The organism is Streptomyces tamarix (genome assembly GCF_032423885.1).
GTDB classification, from domain to species: domain Bacteria; phylum Actinomycetota; class Actinomycetes; order Streptomycetales; family Streptomycetaceae; genus Streptomyces; species Streptomyces tamarix.
In genome coordinates, this window is the sequence record NZ_JAWCTQ010000007.1 from 126,439 (window position 1) to 140,451 (window position 14,013).

General features: G+C 73.2%; 10 protein-coding genes. 4 read left to right on the forward strand and 6 right to left on the reverse strand.

The annotated features are described in order from the left end of the window. Positions 1-102 precede the first annotated feature (102 nt). Positions 103-393: a hypothetical protein gene (locus RND61_RS08455; RefSeq protein ID WP_315877187.1), complete on the reverse strand. Its 291-nt coding sequence runs from the start codon at positions 391-393 to the stop codon at positions 103-105. Positions 394-462: 69 nt separating this feature from the next. Then, entirely contained in the window at positions 463-3,345 is a 2,883-nt protein-coding gene (locus RND61_RS08460; protein ID WP_315877188.1) for an ALF repeat-containing protein, read from the reverse strand. Between the two features lie 100 nt (positions 3,346-3,445). On the opposite strand from RND61_RS08460, the gene RND61_RS08465 reads away from it, so the two are divergent. After that, positions 3,446-3,634, forward strand: coding sequence for a hypothetical protein (locus RND61_RS08465; RefSeq protein ID WP_315877189.1), 189 nt, complete (start codon positions 3,446-3,448; stop codon positions 3,632-3,634). On the opposite strand, the gene RND61_RS08470 is transcribed toward RND61_RS08465, so the two are convergent. Next, positions 3,624-4,355, reverse strand: a complete 732-nt coding sequence (locus tag RND61_RS08470; protein WP_315877190.1) for a GDSL-type esterase/lipase family protein — start codon at positions 4,353-4,355, stop codon at positions 3,624-3,626. The genes RND61_RS08465 and RND61_RS08470 overlap by 11 nt on opposite strands. 264 nt (positions 4,356-4,619) lie before the next feature. Here RND61_RS08470 and RND61_RS08475 point away from each other — a divergent pair, with 264 nt between their 5' ends. Further along, positions 4,620-5,702, forward strand: coding sequence for a WD40 repeat domain-containing protein (locus RND61_RS08475; RefSeq protein ID WP_315877191.1), 1,083 nt, complete (start codon positions 4,620-4,622; stop codon positions 5,700-5,702). 164 nt (positions 5,703-5,866) lie between these two features. Here the strand turns inward: RND61_RS08475 and RND61_RS08480 are convergent, their stop codons facing one another. From RND61_RS08480 to serC, 3 genes are all read right to left on the reverse strand, one after another. After that, positions 5,867-6,730, reverse strand: coding sequence for a hypothetical protein (locus RND61_RS08480; RefSeq protein WP_315877192.1), 864 nt, complete (start codon positions 6,728-6,730; stop codon positions 5,867-5,869). 507 nt (positions 6,731-7,237) lie between these two features. Then, positions 7,238-8,029, reverse strand: coding sequence for a TetR/AcrR family transcriptional regulator (locus tag RND61_RS08485; RefSeq protein ID WP_315877193.1), 792 nt, complete (start codon positions 8,027-8,029; stop codon positions 7,238-7,240). Between the two features lie 299 nt (positions 8,030-8,328). Beyond that, on the reverse strand, positions 8,329-9,447 hold the full coding sequence (serC, locus tag RND61_RS08490) for a phosphoserine transaminase (RefSeq protein WP_315877194.1): 1,119 nt from the start codon (positions 9,445-9,447) through the stop codon (positions 8,329-8,331). 613 nt (positions 9,448-10,060) lie between these two features. Here serC and RND61_RS08495 point away from each other — a divergent pair. Both RND61_RS08495 and RND61_RS08500 read left to right on the forward strand, forming a co-directional pair. Next, positions 10,061-12,844, forward strand: a complete 2,784-nt coding sequence (locus tag RND61_RS08495) for an FAD-binding and (Fe-S)-binding domain-containing protein (protein ID WP_315877257.1) — start codon at positions 10,061-10,063, stop codon at positions 12,842-12,844. A 210-nt stretch (positions 12,845-13,054) separates the two neighbouring features. After that, positions 13,055-13,990 carry an EamA family transporter gene (locus RND61_RS08500; protein WP_315877195.1) on the forward strand — a complete coding sequence of 312 codons (936 nt, stop codon included), beginning with the start codon at positions 13,055-13,057 and terminating at the stop codon, positions 13,988-13,990. The last annotated feature ends 23 nt before the right edge of the window (positions 13,991-14,013 follow it).

A 14,013-nucleotide genomic window follows, 5' to 3' on the forward strand; every position in this document is an offset into this window, starting at 1 on the left:
ATGTCGGTGCGGCTTCAGAGCACCCGAGTGGCGAGGGACAGATTTACACCGGAGCAGCAGGAAGCGCTGTAGGAACTCGACATCGAATGGGCGATGTAAAGTTTAATCGCCCGAAACCCAGATATAGCCATATGTTCGGACCACTTCGTTCGCTAGGGTCTCGATTGCCCTGATGTCCGCATCGAGGTCGGCGTTCCCATGCCTCATTAGCTTCAGCTCGCGAATTAGAGCAGCAGACTGAATCGAATTGAACATCGTGTCGCCGTATTGATCGATCGCCGAGAAGATGGTTCCTTCAGTAGCCCTATCGATGATCCTCTCAAGCGATGCTCCCGCACCCCTCACATGCTTGCGCTCGTGAATGCGATTCTCGACGTATACGGAAAGCCCCATGCTCTACCTCCTAATTTTTAAGGGGGTCAATTCCCTGGAATCGACCCCCTTACGTTTCCCTCTTGTTGCTTACGGCTTCGGAATCGGGTGCATCGTCCTTACCGTCCCGTACTTGTCTTGGACGACCCGATACCAGGTCGTGGGCATGCTGCCCGAGTCTATTGACAGGTTTCCTACGATGCTGCCAAAGTCTACATCACGTTCATAGAAACCTTTTTCGTTCGGACCGCCGCATGCGCACATGTTCGCCCTATCAACGAGGGCGTCCAGGTCTACGTGCGCTTCGAATATGCTCTTTTCTGAGATGGCAAGAGATCCCCCCGGCATGTGCTTACTTCGCACATATGCCTCACTTAGATCATCCAGCATCGCGTCTACACAGTTCGCGATCGGCAAACTGCTCCGGAATGCTGCATTGCGCGTAACGTTCGGATCTGGGCATTTTGCATACCTTGCTGCCCGCGCAGAGCGAACAATGTCATCCAGATTCGCGAAAGCCTTTGCCTTACCGACCGGGAGGGCTGATGCAACTGCCCACAGGCAGTCACTAAGAGCGGGATTTTCGATACACTTCTTTATGTCGTTGAGCCCGGTGGCTTCCCAGAATATCTCGGTCATCACCGCGTCGGGCTTGTAGAAGACGAGTTCGCCGTCGCCATCCGCTGCGCCGTAGGCGCATGGCGGGAGGTTATCCCTGTTCATGGGTATGTGGCACTTGGGCTTACTTTCGCGCTCTTCCTTGCGCTGCTCCTCCGCGGTCCGACGTATCGCGGCTAGCTCGGCCTCGCGCTTCTTGAGGACGTCTTCCCAGGCTGCTGACGCATCGGCTTCGGCTTCCTCGGCGCTCTTCCCTGCGGCGAGGGCATCCTTTCGGGCTACGTCAGCCGACTGTCGCGCTTCGGTAGCAGAGATACGTGCATACTGGGCTGAAAATTCTGCCTGTGCGGCAGATTCTTCGGCCTTGATGGCGTCCTGATTGGCGCGGTTGGCCGCGTTGCGTGCGGTGGTAGCGGAGGTTTTTGCCTGGGCGGCGCTGGCTTCCGCACGGTCGGCGGCGGCGTCGGCCTGAGTTGCGTAGCCAGCTGCGAGCTTGGCGCTTTCTTCAGCGGCAAGCCGTGACTGTTCGGCTTTGTCATCTGCCTTGTTGGCGAGGAACGCTGCCTGGGCGGCACGGTAGCTGTCTTCGCGGGCCTTGATGGCAATACTTTCGCCTTCGGCGATGAGCCGATCGACCTGGGCGATGTGAGTATAGGAGAGTTGATCTTTGCGGTCGGCCATGTACTGGCCGACCTGGATGAAGGTGTGGAGCTCGTCGGCGGGCGCGTTCAGTGCGACCTTCGCGGCTGCCTTTACCTCGGGGCCGCCATCGTTGAACAGTTTGCTGGCCACAGCCCGTTCATCGGTGTTACGTGCGCTGTACTGGGTGTTGTTGAGGAAGATGCGCAGCGCGGCGATGCTGCCGTCCAGCAGGGCCTTCTTCGCGGCACTCTTCGTGCTGGTACCACCGGTGTTGTAGATGCGGGTGATCTCGGCACGGTAACTGGTCTCGGCGACTTTATACTGCCCCGAGGTGTAAAAGTCACGAACTTGCTGATCGGTACCCTTGAGCGCTTCGGCCGCTGCGGTACGTACAGGTTCATAGGGGCTGGTGGTGGAAAGGTCGGCGACCTGCTGACGAATCTCGTATGCAACGCCCTCCTGCCATCCGGTACGAAGGTACTCCAGGACGTCCTCGTCGGTGCCTGCAAGGGCCTGGGCTGCGGCGTCCTTCCTCCAGGATCCGAAGTACTGCAGCGCGCGAAGCGCGAGGGCGCGGCCCTTCTTGACGATGGCTGTCCTGTCGGCGTCGGGTTGAGCAAGTTCAGCGGCCAGCGCCTTGGTGTCGTCCTCAATCGCCTCGCCTTCCGCCACGGACATTGCCGCGTCCTTGGTGAACTCGTTGGCGACAGCCTGCTGTGTCCTGGCGCGTTCGATGGCGGCGTTGGTACGGGTGACTAGGTCTTCGGCCTCAGTGTCGCGGGCGAGAGCGAAGGTCTTCTTCGCGGTGGCCACGGCCTGCTCGGCGGTGTCGGCTGCTGCGTCTGCGAGGTTGGCCTGTGCAGTGGACTTAGCTGCTTGCTCGGATGCCGCCCACGCATACTTGGCCGCATCCTCAGCCGCATCGGCGGCCTTGTCGGCATGATTGGCTGCCGAGTTCGCAGCATCTCGTGCCTCATTCGCGGCCGTGGCCGACTTGCGAGCCAGTGCCTCAGCAGCAGAGGCCGCACGATTCGCCTCGTTCGCATGCCGGCGCGTCTCCGCCGCCGCAGCCCTCGCCTCTGCAGCCGAGCCACCGGCCGCTTCCGCATAGCTGGCCGCTTCATCGGCCGCGCTTGCCGCGCTGTTCGCATTGTTCGTCGCGGACCTGGATGCCGCGGCGGCATCGGCCGCCGCCAGCGATGCCAGACCGGCCTGCTCTGCCGCCTTCGCGGCACGTCGGGCCAGCTCACCGGCCTTGCGTGCATCGGACGCACGATCTGCGGCTTCCTGCGCCTTACTCCGGTCCTTTCCTGCCGCGATCGCTGCGTTTGAAGCACGCGCAGCAGCGTCTGCTGCAGCTACGGCTGCGTTCGCAGTCTGCGCCGCCGCCAGGGCAGCCCGACGCGCAGAACGGTTAGCAGCGTCGGCCGCACCGATTGCGGTCTGCGCCGCATCAGCCGCAGCCCGCGCCGCATCAGCGGCCTGCTTCGACTTGATAGAGGCCCGGTTCGCATCAGCCTTCGCCGCCTCGGTCTCCCGCGCGGCCCGCTGCGCGGCTTCATCAGCCAGGGCCGCTGCGGCAACCGCCTTGGCGGAGGCCTCCTCAGCCTTATCGGTGGCCTGCTCGGCCTGCTCGGCCTGCTTGCCTGCTTGCTCGGCTTGCTCAATCAACTGCTCGATCGTGGCGTGCTCCTGATCACGGTTACGCGCCACGAACCAGCCGACCGAGGAGGCCCTCTGCCCGTCGACGGGTCTCTGCTACTTCCACTACATCGAGAAGGACTACTACTCCGGCGATGAGACGAAGCGCTGGGTGAACCACCCGCAGCCGGCCTCCTGCTACTACATGGACCGCGCGGTGGCGGGACAGAACTGGACGAACAAGACCATCTACCTCAGTAGGACGTCCTGTGCGGACGGAGCGGTCGCTGACGCCCAGGTCGCGCCCCACTCGTCCTGGCGCGACGAGAGCAGGCCCTACTACGCCTTCATCACGCCGTAAGCGCGGTGAGACGTCCCGCCCCGGCCGGCGACGGACGGGGCGGGACGGCGGTCCACCCCCAGGCGCGGTGGAGGGCCGTGGCGAAGGCCGCGGCGAGCTTGTGCTCGCCCGTCGGGCCCGGGTGGGTGCCGTCGTACGTGTCCGTCCGCAGGTCGTAGCCGGCGGGCGGCGCGGCCATGACCAGCGGCGAGCGGGGCGTGGACAGGTCGGCGGCCGTCGCCGCGAGGAGGCGGTTGAAGCGGGCGCACTCCGCCGCGAAGGGCGGCTCCTCCTCGGCCCGCACGTTCGGGATGACCGGCAGCAGCACCGCCCGCACGTCCGGGTTGGCGGCCCGCGCCGCCGCGAGGAACGCGCGGACGTTCTCCGTCGTCTGGTCGCTGTTCGTGTAGAAGCCCAGGTCGATCAGGCCCAGCGAGACCAGCAGCACGTCCGCGCCGGACGCCGCCACCGCCTCCCCGACGAGCGGCGCCATGTGCAACCAGCCCTCGCCCCAGCCCGCCAGGTGCGCCCGCGCCTCCTCGGGGAACGCCGGGTCCGCGTACGCCGTCGACACCGGGGCACCCGCCACCGGGTCGTACAGCGTCGTCCGCGGGCCCACGATCGCGTACCCGCCGGGGCCGAACACCGCCTCCAGGTGCTGCCACATGCGGTAGCGCCAGGTGTGCTCGCCGGCGCTTCCGATGGTCATGGAGTCGCCGACGAACATGAACCTGGGACGCATGGTCGCCATCATGGCCGGTGGCGTGCCCCGGACGCCACGTGACCGTGGACACTGGACGGCATGGCTACCCTCCGCGCCCCCGCCCGCGCGCCGCGCGCCTTCGCGGGCCGTGTCGCCGCCCGTGTGCCGCGTGTCCTCCCGGGCCGTGTCGCCGCCCGTGCGTCGCGTCCCCTCCCGGGGCGTGCCGTTCGTGTGTCGCGTGCCTTTCCGGGCGGTGCCGCTGCCCGTGTGTCGCGTGCCTTTCCGGACGGTGTCGCCGCTCGCGTGTCGCGCGCCCTCCAGGGCCGTGCCGTTGCCGTCGCCCTCGCCGCGGCGCTCCTCGCGGTGGCGGGTCCCGCCGGGCCGGCCGCCGCGGACGACGACGATGACGACGGCTTCACGTTCGCCGACGCCCGCATCACCGAGTCCAGCGGCCTCGCCGCCAGCCGCGCCCACCCCGGCGTGTACTGGACCCACAACGACCAGGACGAGCCGCGGGTCTTTGCCGTCGACGGGCGCACCGGCGAGACCGTCGCGACCGTCACCCTGCGCGGCGTGGGGAAGCCCCGCGACATGGAGGCCGTCTCCGTGGGCCCCGACGGGTACGTGTACGTCGGTGACATCGGCGACAACCTGAACGGCTCGTGGAAGCACGTGTGGATCTACCGCTTCCGCGAGCCGGAGCGGCTGCGCGACACGGCCGTCGACGCCACGCAGTACACGGTGGGGTACGAGGACGGGCCGCGCGACGCGGAGGCGCTGATGGTGCACCCGCGTTCCGGGCGCGTGTACATCGCGTCGAAGAACGAGGAGGGCGGCGGCCTGTACGAGGGCCCGGCGAAACTGACCACGCGGGACATCAACGTGTTCCGCCGCGTCGGGGAGGTGCCGTGGGTGACGGACGGCGCGTTCTCGCCGGACGGCAAGCGGTTGGTGCTGCGCGGCTACTTCAGCGCCCGCGGCTACGCCTGGAAGGACGGGCGGCTCGGCGCCGACGACCGCGTACGGGCGCCGCTCCAGGCCCAGTCGGAGGCGGTGACGTACACGGCGGACGGGTCGGCGCTGATGTTCGGCACGGAGGGCGTGGGGAGCCGGGTCGTGCGGGTCCCGGTGGAGGGCACGGGCGCGGCCTCGACGCCGGCCCCGTCGCCTCACCCGTCCCAACCGCCCTCGGCCTCCCCGGCGTCCCCGGAGCTTCCGGTGTTCCCGTCGCCCGGGGACAGCGCGGGCGCGGCGTCCGGGGACGACAAGCCGGGCGGCGGCTCGGGCCACACCCTGGGCCTCGCCGTCCTGGGCGCGACGCTGCTGGTGGGCCTGCTGCGCCTGCGCATCCGGGGCATCCGGGGCGGCAGGGCGCCGGGGGCGTGAGGGGAACGGCGACGGTGACGGGGATGGTGGGGCGGTGACCGGGACGGTGGGGCGGTGACGGTGATGGTGACGGGGACGGTGGGGTGGCCGGGGGCGCGGGAACGGTGACTGTGGGGCGGCCGGGGCGCCGGGGCGCGGGTGGGCGCCCCTGCGCGGCCGGTCCGTCAACGGCAGGGAACGGTCGGACCGTTGAGCATCGCGCCCGCCACCTGCTGGCCCTTGGGGGTCCAGTAGCCCAGCTTCGAGACGACCGTCGAGCAGGTGTCCGGCGGCAACGTGACGTGGACGGTCACCGTGGCCGGGCGGCCGGGCTGGAGGTCGGTGAACGCGCAGTCCAGGGCGTGGGCGCTGCGGGTCGTCGCCGGGTAGCGGCCGGTCAGCGGGTTGACGCAGCGGACGTCCGTGGACGCCAGCGCGATCCCGGTGCCCGGCTCCCCGATGAGCCCGAAGCGGGCGCTGCCGTCCCCGTCATCGCCGCCGCCGGTCCGCTCCACCGTGTACGTGAGGGTCGTCGTCTTCCCCGGGGCGAGCACGGCCGGGGGCGCGACCTCGATGCGGTGCATGGGCGCGGGCTTCGGCGCGGCGAGGGTGAACGTCGCGGTGACGGTGCCCGTCACCGGCGTGGTCGGGGTCCGTTCCGTGCCGCTCACGCGGACGGCCGCCGTGACCTCGTACGTGCCGGGGCCCGGGTAGTCGGCGCGGGTGCCCAGCGTGCCGGACGCGGCGCCGTCCTCGTCGCCCCGGCGGGCGGTCCACGTACCGGAGACGGTGCAGGCGCAGTCGGCCGCGGCGGACACGGTCATGGCGGCCCCGGCGACCGTGACGCACAGCCCGACGGCCGGTCCGGCGGCCGGCCCGGCGGTAGGCGCGGCACCCCGCTGGGTCAGGGGAGCGGTGGGGGCGCAGTGGGAGACGGGCGGGGGAGCGGCGTCCCGCGCGCCGGGCGCCGCGGCGGCGGGGACGGCGCCCGCGAGGACGGTCAGGGCCGCCGCCGCGAGGGCGGCCGGCAGGGGGGTTCCGAGACGCACTGCGTGCCTCCTGGTCTGTGCGGTTGTGTCGGCTGTACGCCACCGATGCTGCGCGACGGGCCGGGCGCCCGCGCGCCGACTGGTCCATCAGGAGTGCGACGCGCCGCCCACGGGCGTACGAACCGGCGCGCCGCCCCGGCGGGATGCCCCGGCGAGGTGCCCCGGTGGCGTGCCGGCCACCCCGGTGACGGGGCGTCACGACCTGGCCGCGTGCCCAAGGGTGCCGGCCGCCCTGCCCGTGGGGTGTTCGGTGTGCCGCACTGTCCGTGGGGATGCCGACCGGCGCGTCGCCCCGCCCAGGGGGCGCTGGCCGGTGCGCCGACCCCCCGTAGGGGCGCCGACCCCTATAGGGGTGCCGCCCTCCGTAGGGGGGCCGCTCCCCGTAGGGGGTGCTGAGCCCCGTAGGGGTGCCGCTCCACCCGTAGGGGCGCTGGCCCCTGTAGGGGCGCCGCCCTCCGTAGGGATGCCGCTCCACCCGTAGGGATGCCGACCTCCGGTGGCGGGGTGTCACGGCCGGGCCGCGTGTCCCCGGGGTGCCTCCGCCTTCTCCGCCACCTTCGCCTCGAATCCGCGCACCAGGCAGCTCAGCCCGAACGCGAAGTGGTCGAACTCCGCCGAGAACGTGTCCTCCGACAGCCGCGCCATCAGCGGGAACTCCCCGCTCGACATCACGCGCGTCAGGATCGGCTCCTGGCTGCGCCAGAACTCCTCGTCGCTGACACCCGTCTCCCTCGCCGCCTCCGCCGCCTCGATCTCCATCCGGGCGATGCCGCTGGTGAAGCTCTGCACGGCGATGATCACCGACAGGGTCTCGGGGTCGCTCAGCCCCATGCCCCGCAGCCCGGCCAGGGCGACCTCCAGCGCGCGCAGGGTGCCCGGCCCGAGGACGCTGCGGCTCTGGTTGATCTTCAGTAGCCAGGGGTGGCGCCGGTACAGGGCGAGGTGGCCGCGCGCCAGCGCCTCGACGCCGTCGCGCCAGTCGTCCGGGGTCCGCGCGGGCGTGCCGGGCGGGAGGCCCTGCACCCGGTCGAGCATCAGGTCCAGCAGCTCGGCCTTGCCGGGGACGTACCGGTACAGCGACATCGTGCCGACGCCCAGCTCGGTCGACAGCCGCCGCATCGACACCGCGCCGAGCCCCTCCGCGTCGGCGAGCTCGACGGCCGCGGTGACGAGCGCGTCCAGGGTCAACCCGCGTTTCGGCCCGCGGCTGGGCGGCTCGCCCGCCCCCCAGAGGAGCTCCAGGCTGCGGTGGACGTCACCGCTGCCGCTCGTCGTCGTGTCGCCTCCGCTGCTGGTCATGGCGTCAGCGTACGGCCCGGAAATCCCCCGCCGGAAAAAAACCGAGTACGCCGTACGCGCACCGGGGCGTGCCGCATTCGGCTCCCGTACGGAACCCCGCGGCGACCCCGCGGCGACCCCGCGGCGACCCCGCGGCGACCCCGCGGCGGCCCCGTGGCGGCCCCGCGGCGGCCCCGTGGCGGCCCCGCGCCCGACGGGCGGGGCCGGCCGGGCACGGCGAAGGGCCCGGCCGCCGCCGCGTCCTGCCGACGCGCGGTGCCGGGCCCTTCGCGGAACGGTCCTACGACCGCCCCGGGGTCCTACAGCTTCTCGATGACGTAGTCGACGCAGGCCGTCAGCGCCTCGACGTCGGCCGGGTCGACCGCCGGGAACATCGCGATGCGGAGCTGGTTGCGGCCCAGCTTCCGGTACGGCTCCGTGTCGACGATGCCGTTGGCGCGCAGCACCTTGGCGACCGCGGCGGCGTCCACCTCGTCGGAGAAGTCGATCGTGCCGATGACCTGCGACCGCTTCGCCGGGTCCGCGACGAACGGCGAGGCGTACTTGGACTCCTCCGCCCAGCCGTACAGCGTCCGGGAGGAGGTGGCCGTGCGGCGCACCGCCCAGTCCAGACCGCCCTGGTCGTTGATCCACTTGAGCTGCTCGTTCAGCAGGAACAGCGTGGCGAGCGCCGGGGTGTTGTACGTCTGGTTCTTGAGGGAGTTGTCGATCGCGGTCGGCAGCGAGAAGAACTCCGGCACGTGGCGGCCCGAGGCGTGGACGCTGCGGGCGCGCTCCAGGGCGGCCGGGGAGAACACGCCGATCCACAGGCCGCCGTCGGCGGCGAAGGACTTCTGCGGCGCGAAGTAGTAGACGTCCGTCTCGGCGATGTCGACCGGCAGGCCGCCCGCGCCGGAGGTGGCGTCCACCAGGACCAGCGCGCCCTCGTCGGCGCCCTCGACGCGCCGGATCGGCGCGGCGACACCGGTGGAGGTCTCGTTGTGGGTGAACGCGTACACGTCGACGCCCGCCTCCGCCCGCGGCTCCGGGTGCGTACCCGGCTCCGAGGAGATGACGGTCGGCTCCTCCAGCCACGGCGCCAGCTTGGCGGCCTTGGCGAACTTGGACGAGAACTCGCCGAACGACAGGTGCTGCGACTTCGACTCGATCAGGCCGTGGGTCGCGACGTCCCAGAAGGCGGTGGAGCCGCCGTTGCCGAGGACGACCTCGTACCCCTCGGGCAGGGAGAACAGCGCGCGCACGCCGTCGCGGACCTCACCGACCAGGTTCTTGACGGGGGCCTGGCGGTGGGACGTACCGAGGAGGGACGTGCCGGTGGCGGCCAGGGCGTCCAGCGCCTCCGTACGCACCTTGGAAGGGCCCGCGCCGAAACGGCCGTCGGCGGGCTTGATGTCAGCGGGAATCTGGATCTCAGCCACGTGGGGAGCCTATCCGCTCCCGGGCACCCCCCAACCCCCCGTCCGCCGTCTGAGACGTCCTGTCCGGGCCGTGGCGCGGTTCGGGCGGGGCGGGGCACGGCTCCGGTGGGGTACGTGTGGGCACGAGGGGTAGTCGCATGGACACGTGGGGTCGTTGCCCGTCTCCGGTGAGGTCGTTGCCCGTCTCCGGTGGGGGTGTGGGACGGTCCCGGTGGGGGTGTGGGACGGCCCCGGTGGGGTGTGCGTGGCTCTGCCGGGTCGTGCGTGGCTCTGCCGGGCTGCGGTCCGCCTCCGGTGAGGTGGGGCGCGGCTTCGCGGGGGCGTGGCCCGTCCCCGGTGGGCCGGCGCGGGCCGATCGCGTGCGGTGCCGCGCGGGCCCGGGGCCGGCGGGCATGCTGGGGGCATGGGCGATCACGGGCAGCGGGAGGGCGTCCGGCACGGGACGCGCGGGAGCGGACGCGGGCACGGCGGAGGCGGACGCGGCGGGGGCGGGTACGGGCGCGGCGGGCACGGGCCCGGCGGGGGCGGGGGTGCGGGGGCCCTGGAGGCGGAGCTGCGCGCCGCGGTGCGCGGGGGCGTGGACTTCGGGCCGTCCGCGCGCGCCCTCGCCACCATGGACGCCTCCAACTACCGCCGCGTCCCCGTCGCCGTCGTCGCCCCCCGCGACGCGGACGACATCGCCGCCGCCCTGGAGGTGTGCCGGGCGCACGGCGTGCCCGTGGTGGCGCGGGGCGCCGGGACGTCCATCGGCGGCCAGGCCACCGGCACCGGCGTCGTCCTCGACCTCACCCGCCACCTGCGCGCCGTCCTCGCCGTGGACCCCGAGGCCCGCACGGCCACCGTCCAGCCGGGCGTCGTCCTCGACCGGCTCCGCGACGCCGTACGGCCCCACGGGCTCACCTTCGGCCCCGACCCGTCCACGCACAGCCGCTGCACCCTCGGCGGCATGATCGGCAACAACGCGTGCGGTGCCCACTCCGTCGCCTGGGGCACCACCGCCGACAACGTCCGCGAGCTGACCGTCCACACCTACCGCGGCGCCACCCTCCGCCTCGGCCGCGACGGGCGGGGCGCCCCCGACGGCGTCACCGACCTGGTCCGGCGGCACCTCGCGGCGATCCGCACCGGCTTCCCGCCCGGCCTGCCGCGCCGCATCTCCGGGTACGCCCTCGACGCCCTGCTCCCCGAGCGCGGCACGGACGTGGCCCGCGCGTTCTGCGGCAGCGAGGGCACCCTCGGCGTGGTGAGCGAGGCGGTCGTGCGGCTCGTCGAGGCACCGGCCGCCCGGGCGCTGGCGGTGCTCGGGTACGCCGACGAGAGCGCCGCCGCCGAAGCCGCCCCCGGCCTGCTCCCGCTGGGCCCGCTCACCGTGGAGGGCATGGCGGAGGACCTGGTCCGCGACCCGGCGGCCCGCGCCCGGCTGCCGAGGGGCGCGGCCTGGCTGTTCGTCGAGACCGGCGGGGCCGCCCCCGCCGAGGCCGCCGCGCGCGCCCGGGCCGTGCTGCGCGCCGCCGACGCGCTGGACGGCACCGTCGTCACCGACCCGGCCGCCCGGCGCGCCCTGTGGCGGGTCCGCGAGGACGCCGCCGGGACCGCGACCCGCACCCCCGAGGGCACCGAGGCGTGGCCCGGCTGGGAGGACTGCGCGGTGCCGCCCGCACGGCTCGGGCCGTACCTGCGGGACTTCCGCGCCCTGCTCGCCGCGCACGGGCTGCGCGGCACGCCCTACGGGCACTTCGGGGAGGGCTGCGTCCACGTCCGGATCGACTTCCGGCTCACCGACCCCGACGGCGTGCGCCGCTTCCGCCGCTTCTCGGAGGAGCTCGCCGACCTGGTCGTCGCGCACGGCGGCTCCCTGTCGGGCGAGCACGGCGACGGGATGGCCCGCGCGGAGCTGCTGCCGAGGATGTACGGGGACGAACTGGTCGGCCTGTTCGGCCGGTTCAAGGACCTGTGGGACCCGGACGGCGGGATGAACCCGGGGGTCCTCGCCCGCCCCGCCCCCCTCGACGGGAACCTCCGCTTCGACGTGCTGCCGCGCACCCCCGTCGACGTGGCGTTCGCCTACCCGGACGACGGCGGCGACTTCGGCACGGCCGTGCGCCGCTGCGTCGGCGTCGCCAAGTGCCGCGTCGAGGGGCCGGGCACGGGGACGGACGTGATGTGCCCGTCGTACCGGGCGACCGGCGAGGAGCGGCACTCCACGCGCGGCAGGGCCCGCCTCCTGCACGAGATGCTCGCCGGAGAGGTCGTCCCCGGTGGCTGGCGGTCGACGGAGGTGCGGGACGCGCTGGACCTGTGCCTGTCGTGCAAGGGCTGCCGCAGCGACTGCCCGGTCGGCGTGGACATGGCCACGTACAAGGCGGAGTTCCTCCACCACCACTACGCGGGCCGCCTCCGCCCCGCCGCCCACTACACGATGGGCTCCCTGCCCGCCCTGCTGCGCCTCGCCGCGCCCGTCGCGCCGCTGCTCAACGCCGCCGCGCGGGTACGGCCCCTCGCGGCGCTCGCCAAGCGGGCCGGCGGGATCGCGGCCGAACGGGACCTGCCGGAGCTGGCCCGCGAGACGTTCCGGGCGTGGGCGGCCCGCCGTACGGCCCCGCCCGGCCCTCCGCGCGCGTACGTGTGGCCCGACACGTTCACCGACCACTTCACGCCCTCGGCGGGCCGCGCCGCCGTCACCGTCCTCGAAGCGGCGGGCGTCCCGGTCGCGCTGCCGCCCGGGCGGGTGTGCTGCGGGCTCACGTACGTGTCGACGGGCCGCCTCGACCGGGCCCGCGCGGTCATGCGCCGCACCCTCGACGCGCTCGGCCCCGTCCTCGGCGCCGGCGCGCCGCTGGTGGTGCTGGAGCCGAGCTGCGCGGCGGCGCTGCGCACGGACCTGCCGGAGCTGCTGCCCGGCGACCCGAGGGCGCGCGCGGTGGCCGCGTCGGTCCGTACGTTCGCCCAGGCCCTGGAGGAGCTGGCGCCCGACTGGCGCCCGCCCCGCCTCGACCGGCCGGTCGCCGGGCAGACCCACTGCCACCAGCACGCCGTCCTCGGCGACGCCGCCGAGCGCCGCCTGCGCGAGCGCGCCGGGCTGACCGGGGAGCTGAGCGGCGGTTGCTGCGGCCTCGCCGGGAACTTCGGCTTCGAACGCGGCCATCACGACGTGTCCGTCGCCTGCGCCGAGGACCGGCTGCTGCCCGCCGTCCGCGCCGCCGCCCCCGGCACGGAGCTGCTCGCCGACGGCTTCTCCTGCCGCACCCAGCTCGCCCAGCTCGCGGGCCGCCGCGCCCGCCACCTCGCGGAGGTCCTGGCGGAGGCCCTGCCGGGGGACCGGCCGGGGAGCCCACCGGGGGACCCCCTGGGGGGTCCGCCGGGGAGCCTGCCGGGAAATGCGCCGGGGAACCCGTGAGGGAACCCACGGGGGACCCGCCGGGGAGCCCCCCGGGGGCCCGTCCGGTTCCGGGGCGGGCGGCGACCCCGGAGCCCGGGGCCGGGCACCCCGCCATAGCCGTGGGTCGGTTTCGCTGCTTACCGTGGGAGGACCAGCCACGCGGCGGAACGGACCTCCCGGAAGGCGGCCCGCCCGCGCGCGACGTACGCGCACGAAGAAGAGGTCCCGGTGAAAGACGCCCGTACCGCAGACGCCTCGGCGGTCACCCGCCCCGAGTCGGCCGCAGCCCGCCCGCACGGCCCGGACGGCCGCGCGCCGGGCGCCGGAACCGGTGCGGTCGGGCCGGTCGCGCTGGTGGTGGGCGGCGCGCTGTCCCTACAGTTCGGCGCGGCCGTCGCCGTCCTGCTGATGCCGCGCGCGGGCGCCCTCGGCGTCGTGTCGCTGCGCCTGGCGCTCGCCGCGCTCGTCCTGCTCGTGGTGTGCCGCCCCCGGATGCGCGGCCACAGCCGCTCCGACTGGGGGACCGTCGTGGCGTTCGGCGCCGCGCTGGCCGGCATGAACGTCTGCTTCTACCAGGCCATCGACCGCATCCCGCTCGGCGCGGCCGTCACCCTGGAGGTCCTCGGCCCCCTCGCCCTGTCGGTCGTCGCGTCCCGGCGCCTGGTGAGCCTCGTGTGGGCCGGGCTGGCCCTGGCGGGCGTGGCGCTGCTGAGCGGCGGCGGCTTCGACCGGCTGGACCCGGTCGGCGCGGGCTTCGCCCTCGGGGCGGGGGCGATGTGGGCCGTGTACATCGTGTTCAGCGCCCGTACCGGGCGGCGCTTCCCACAGGCCGACGGCCTCGCGCTGGCCATGGCGGTGGGCGCGGTGCTCAGCCTGCCCCTGGGCGTCGCGGAGGCGGGGGCGAAGCTGGCCGTGCCGTCGACGCTGGGGCTGGGGCTGGCGGTCGCGCTCCTGTCGTCCGTCCTGCCGTACACGATGGAGCTGATGGCGCTGCGGCGGCTGCCGGCGGGGACGTTCGCGGTGCTGATGAGCCTGGAGCCGGCGGTGGCGGCGCTGGCCGGGTTCCTGGTGCTGCACCAGGCGCTGTCGGCGACGGACGCGGCGGCGATCGCCCTGGTCATCGCGGCCAGCATCGGCGCGGTCCGCTCCCGCGCGGCCCGCTGACCGGTGGGCCCGCCGCGCGGGCG

What these genes read in the sequence shown, in the direction of transcription:
- RND61_RS08455 (WP_315877187.1), bottom strand. Translation starts at nt 393, where the DNA reads ATGGGGCTTTCCGTATACGTCGAGAATCGCATTCACGAGCGCAAGCAT.
- RND61_RS08470 (WP_315877190.1), bottom strand. Translation starts at nt 4,355, where the DNA reads ATGCGTCCCAGGTTCATGTTCGTCGGCGACTCCATGACCATCGGAAGC.
- RND61_RS08485 (WP_315877193.1), bottom strand. Translation starts at nt 8,029, where the DNA reads ATGACCAGCAGCGGAGGCGACACGACGACGAGCGGCAGCGGTGACGTC.
- RND61_RS08495 (WP_315877257.1), top strand. Translation starts at nt 10,061, where the DNA reads ATGGACGCCTCCAACTACCGCCGCGTCCCCGTCGCCGTCGTCGCCCCC.